4 protein-coding genes are annotated in these 4,908 nt (G+C 64.6%); 1 reads left to right on the top strand and 3 read right to left on the bottom strand.

Translation table 11 applies throughout. The annotated features are described in order from the left end of the window. Positions 1 to 253: 253 nt before the first annotated feature. From ACO48X_RS05330 to ACO48X_RS05340, 3 genes are all read right to left on the bottom strand, one after another. On the bottom strand, positions 254 to 850 hold the full coding sequence (locus tag ACO48X_RS05330) for an alpha amylase C-terminal domain-containing protein (protein WP_485001086.1): 597 nt from the start codon (positions 848 to 850) through the stop codon (positions 254 to 256). Then, positions 751 to 2,721 (bottom strand): alpha-amylase family glycosyl hydrolase, encoded by a 1,971-nt coding sequence (locus tag ACO48X_RS05335; RefSeq protein ID WP_485001087.1) that lies wholly within the window; start codon positions 2,719 to 2,721, stop codon positions 751 to 753. The genes ACO48X_RS05330 and ACO48X_RS05335 overlap by 100 nt, the downstream gene beginning before the upstream one ends. 288 nt (positions 2,722 to 3,009) lie before the next feature. Next, entirely contained in the window at positions 3,010 to 3,579 is a 570-nt protein-coding gene (locus ACO48X_RS05340) for a hypothetical protein (protein ID WP_485001088.1), read from the bottom strand. Positions 3,580 to 4,006: 427 nt separating this feature from the next. Here ACO48X_RS05340 and ACO48X_RS05345 point away from each other — a divergent pair. After that, positions 4,007 to 4,908, top strand: a 902-nt coding sequence (locus ACO48X_RS05345; RefSeq protein ID WP_485001089.1) for a 6-phosphofructokinase, incomplete at its 3' end; no start/stop codon positions are given.

Genomic DNA, 4,908 nt, shown 5'->3' on the forward strand with positions numbered 1-4,908 from the left:
CATGCGCGATTCGTTGGTTTTCATGGAACGTATACAGTTTACCCTGTTGCGGCCAGGGAAACACGCGAATTCGGGAACAGGCCCCCGCTTCGTCAGCGGGGGCCTGTCGTCCGAGGACGGCGAGCTTGCCGAAGGGCGGTCGGCGTCTCCGTCATTCGCGAGGAGGCTCCGCGGTCAGCGGCGCAGCCTCGGCATCCGCACGCGGTCCTGCCCACGCGCTTGCGGGCCGCCTTTCCGCCCGCTCACTCGCGCCTCACTTGCGCGTGTGCCGGACTGTCCGCCCGGCGGACTGGTCGACTCCCACGGAGCCGAATCCCGAATCGACTGTCGTCCTTCCCTTCGCGTCCACCGAGACCGCGCGGTACTCCACGAGGGTCCCGTCGGGAATGTCGGTGACGTCGTGGAAGACCCGCGGCTTAGGCCCGGCGGCCGTCCCGAGGACTTTCCACTTGGGGCTTCCCGCGATCCTGTAGGAGAAGGTCGTTTCCGCCCACCTGTTGGCGCCGAGGTCGGCCGAGACCGGAACGAGCGACTGAGTGACATCCTGGCCGGCAAGCGTCGACGTCGTCCGAACGAGAGCCTGGCCCGAATCCGGCGTGACCGCAATCGAACCCGATCCCTTCGCCAGCTTCTTGTCGGCCTTGTAGACGACCGCCGAGAGGGGCGGAACCTTGACGGTCACCTCGCCGTTCCGCGCAGACCTCACCGACCCCGAGGCTCCGTACAGCGCCCTGTAGGCCGACTTCGGAGTCATCGTCTTGAACCTCGCCTTGGCGGGCGCGGTCGAATTGTTGACCGCCACCACGTACTCGGACTTTTGCTTCCTGTCCACTCGGGCGAATGCGTACACCGGGGAGTCGTCGGAGCGGTACAGCTCGATCTGAGCCCCGTTCTCGAGCCCGGGGTGGGCGTGGCGAAGCTTCGCGACGGAGGCGATCTCCTTGTATATCGGCGCCGACGTCGAATAGCGGTCCTTCGACCCCATCTGCGTGCCGTCGGCCAGAGGCTGGTTGACATACTCGGCCGTCTTCGAGGCGAACATCGACTGGCGGGAGTCCTGGTCACCTCCCGTGCCCATGAAGCCCTGCTCGTCGCCGTAGTAGACGGCTGGCCGCGCATGAGGAACATCATCTTGTGGGCGAGGATCGTGCGGGCCTGGGTGTCGCCTTTGCCCGCCCCCGCGATCATGAAGGAGGCCCTGCCCATGTCGTGATTGCCGAGGAAGGTCGGCTGGTCGGCCGCGCCGGATGTCGGCGTCGTGAGCATGTCGTCCGTGGCGAAGAAGTCTCCGACGGACTTGCTCGGCTTGCCCGCCGCGTAGCCTGTCACCGCCTCCTGGAAGCCGAAGTCGAGGGTCGCCCCGAGGCCTGTTCGCCACGTGTAGGGCGCACGCGCCGTGGCCGCGCCGTCGTAGACCTCGCCGAAGGTGAAGAACTTGGGGTTGGACTTCTTCGCGTGGTCGTTGATCTCTTTCGCCCACTTCTTCCAGAACTCGAAATCCACGTGCTTGACCGTGTCGATCCTGAATCCGTCGATCCCGAAATCCATCCATTTCTTGTAGACGTCTGCGAAGATGCGAACCGTCTTGGGGTTTTCCGTCATGACGTCGTCGAGCCCCACGAAGTCTCCGTAGGTGACCGATTCGCCGTTCCACGTCGAATCGCCGCGGTTGTGGTAAAGGGTGACGTCGTTGAGCTCGTCGGGGACGACCTTGCCTGTCCGCTTGGGAACGTAGGGGAACGACGTCTGCGCCGACATCTCCGGGAACGTGCTGACCTTCGACGGATCGAAGGGCGTGCCCGACGCGTCTTTGTACGGCGATTGCGCCTTCGTGACGTACGGGGCCGACCCTCCCTGTTGGCCTTCGTAGGAGATGAGGTCCGCCGTATGGTTGACGATGATGTCGAAATACACCTTCATTCCTCGCGCGTGGGCGTCCCGAACGAGCTGGGCGAGCTCCTCGTTCGTGCCCAGATGCGGGTCGATCTGGGTGAAATCGGTGATCCAGTATCCGTGGTATCCGGCCGAAACGTTTGCGCCCGAGCCCTGCACCGGCCGGTTTTTGAACGACGGCGTGAGCCAGATCGCCGTCGTGCCCAAGCCCTTGATGTAGTCGAGCTTCGAGCGCAGGCCCGCGATGTCGCCTCCCTGATAGAAGCCCTTGTGAGTCGGGTCGAAGCCGGAGGCCATGCGGTCGGAGCCGTAGCCTCCCGTGTCATTGGAGGGGTCGCCGTTGGCGAAGCGGTCGGTCATGACGAAGTAGAAGCTCTCGCCGTTGCCTCTCTTGCCGGGAGCTTTGACGAGCCTTCCGTCCTCGGGCGAGAACCCGCCCTTCGTGGGGATCCAGACGCCGACCTTGTGCGTCCTCGGATCGAAGCGGAAAGTCACCTTGGTTCTTCCCGCCACGGAAATCGGCATGTTCGCCGAGCCGTTGCCCCACGAATTGTCCATGGAATGCCCGCCGACGATCTTGTACTCGTACTTCCCGGCCGGAAGAATCGCCTTGTATTCGTACACTCCCCGCGAGTTGCGGGTCATCTCAGTCTGGGTGCACTTCTCGTCCCAGTCGCGGCAGCCCGAAACCTCATTTTGCAGGCTCCCGACGACGGCGAAGCCCGAATCGGCCGCAGACGCTGGAATCGACACGAGCGCGCTGGCCGCCAGCGCGCAGGCTCCTGCAAAAGAGACCCCTGTCCTCGTACGGAAAATCTTGCGTTTCATTGCCCATCCTTCCCGTTCGGCCCGCACCGCCTCTGTGCTCGAGAAAACCGAACTTAACCAAATCGTAGACAGTGGCGGACGCCACTTCAAGAGGGAAAAGGAAGTGAAAATTCAACAGTTTGGGCGACGGGTGCGTGTCCGCCCCGTCACGTCCAAGCGTGTATCGCACGAAAACCGCGTCGCTTGGAAACGCGTCGCTTGAAAATTTGCCGCTAGAAAACCGCGTCGCTCGGAAAGTTCGCCGTTCGAAGGCCGCTTTGCTCGAAAATTCGCCGTTCGAAGGCCGTGTCACTCGAAGGACGCCGTGCCGCCGTCCTCTTTGCCCGACCGGCGGTCGCTGCCGTCGGCGAGTTCGTGTCTCCACTTGGCGAAGTCCACTTCCTCGGCGATGTCGCCCCGAAGCTCCTCAAGGCGCGAAATGAAATCCTCCTGTCTCTTCTCCACGGCCTTCGCCGCCGCTTCTGCGGCTTCGTCCAGGTTCGTGCCCGGAAGGCTGTCGGGAATCGCCAGCAATGCCTCCACCATCTGGTCTTTCGTCTCGCGAAGCCCTTCGATGTCCTCACCGAGGCTCGAAAGGAGGGCGTCAAGTTCCTCCACCTGGCTGTCTCGAAACTCCTTGCCGAAGATTTGGTAGGTGTCGCACGGGGCTTTGCCAGGCTCCTGATCGTCGGCATCGGCGGCGCCGTCTTCTAGCTGACCGGCGCCGTCTTCTCCGCTGACATTATCGGCGCTGAGTCCGCGGTTGTCCGCTTGGCGGCTCTCCGCCTCTCCGCCGACCTCGCGCGCGCCGAACTCACGGGCCTCTTCGGGATCTCCGGAATCCGGATTGTCGGGCTCGGAGTTCGCATTCTCAGCCATGGCTCTCCCCTTCGTTGAGTTTCAGGCGGCGTCCGCTACGCGTGCAGCAATCGACGTCGGCTGTCGACGACGTCGTTATTTTTGCGTCCTCTCAGTACCCTACACGCCCCGCAGCCGTCAGTCACCGACGTCGTCCCGGGCAGCGTTGTGGGCAACGGCGCGGCTCGGCGGGAATCCCCGCCGACGTCGCCGCAGTCAGCGGGCCTGTCCCGCCGCAAGCGCCCCCGCCGACCGCGGATGCCTGCAGAAGTCAAATCGCCGCGCCTCGGAAGAGTTCCGCAACTGAGTTTCGGCATTTGACCCAAAGGTCCAACGAATTTCTGGGTCCTGCAGCTCTTGGCATTCGGCCGGAAAACGTCAACAATGGGAGTGGACGCCGAGCCGGCCAATCGGCGAAAACCGCCAGAAGCGCACAGAAGGAGTCACCATGGACCAGCCAACGACGGGCGAGCCGAGGAAGATCGCCGTCCTCACCTCGGGCGGCGACGCCCAGGGAATGAACGCCGTCGTGCGGGCGGTCGTGCGCACAGCCCTCCACGAGGGCGCCGTGCCCTACGCGGTCATGGAGGGATGGAAGGGCGCCGTCGAGGGAGGGAGCCTCATACGCGAGATGACGTGGTCGGACGTCTCGGGGATCCTCAACGAGGGCGGAACCGCCATTGGGACGGCGCGATGCGACGCCTTTCGGGAACGCGACGGCATGCGCGCGGCTGTCAGGAACCTGGTGGCCAAGGGAATCGACCGGGTGGTGGCCGTCGGCGGCGACGGCTCGCTCACGGGCGCCGACGAGCTTCGGGCGCAATGGTCCGGTCTTCTCGACGAGCTGGTCGAGCGGGGCGAGATCACGCGCGAGCAGGCGGACGCCCATCCGCGCCTGCACCTGGCAGGCGTCGTCGGGTCGATCGACAACGACCTGGTCGGAAGCGACATGACCGTGGGAACCGATTCCGCCCTTCACCGGATCGTTGAGGCGATCGACGCGATTACCTCGACGGCGGCCTCGCACCAGCGCACGTTCGTCGTCGAAGTGATGGGAAGGCGATGCGGCTATCTGGCGCTGATGAGCGCCATAGCCGGCGGCTGCGACTACGTGTTCATTCCCGAGCTTCCCCCCGAGGAGGGCTGGGAGGCGCCAATGTGCGAGAAACTGCGCGAAGGCAGGGCCGCCGGGCGCAGGGACTCGATCATCGTCGTTGCCGAGGGCGCGCAGGACCGCCAAGGCAATCCGATCACGGCGAAGCGGGTCCCGGAGGCCATCCCGGATCGCCTCGGCGCGGACGTGCGAATCACGTCCTTGGGCCATGTTCAGCGAGGCGGCACGCCGTCGGC

The organism is Peptidiphaga sp. (assembly GCF_057238965.1).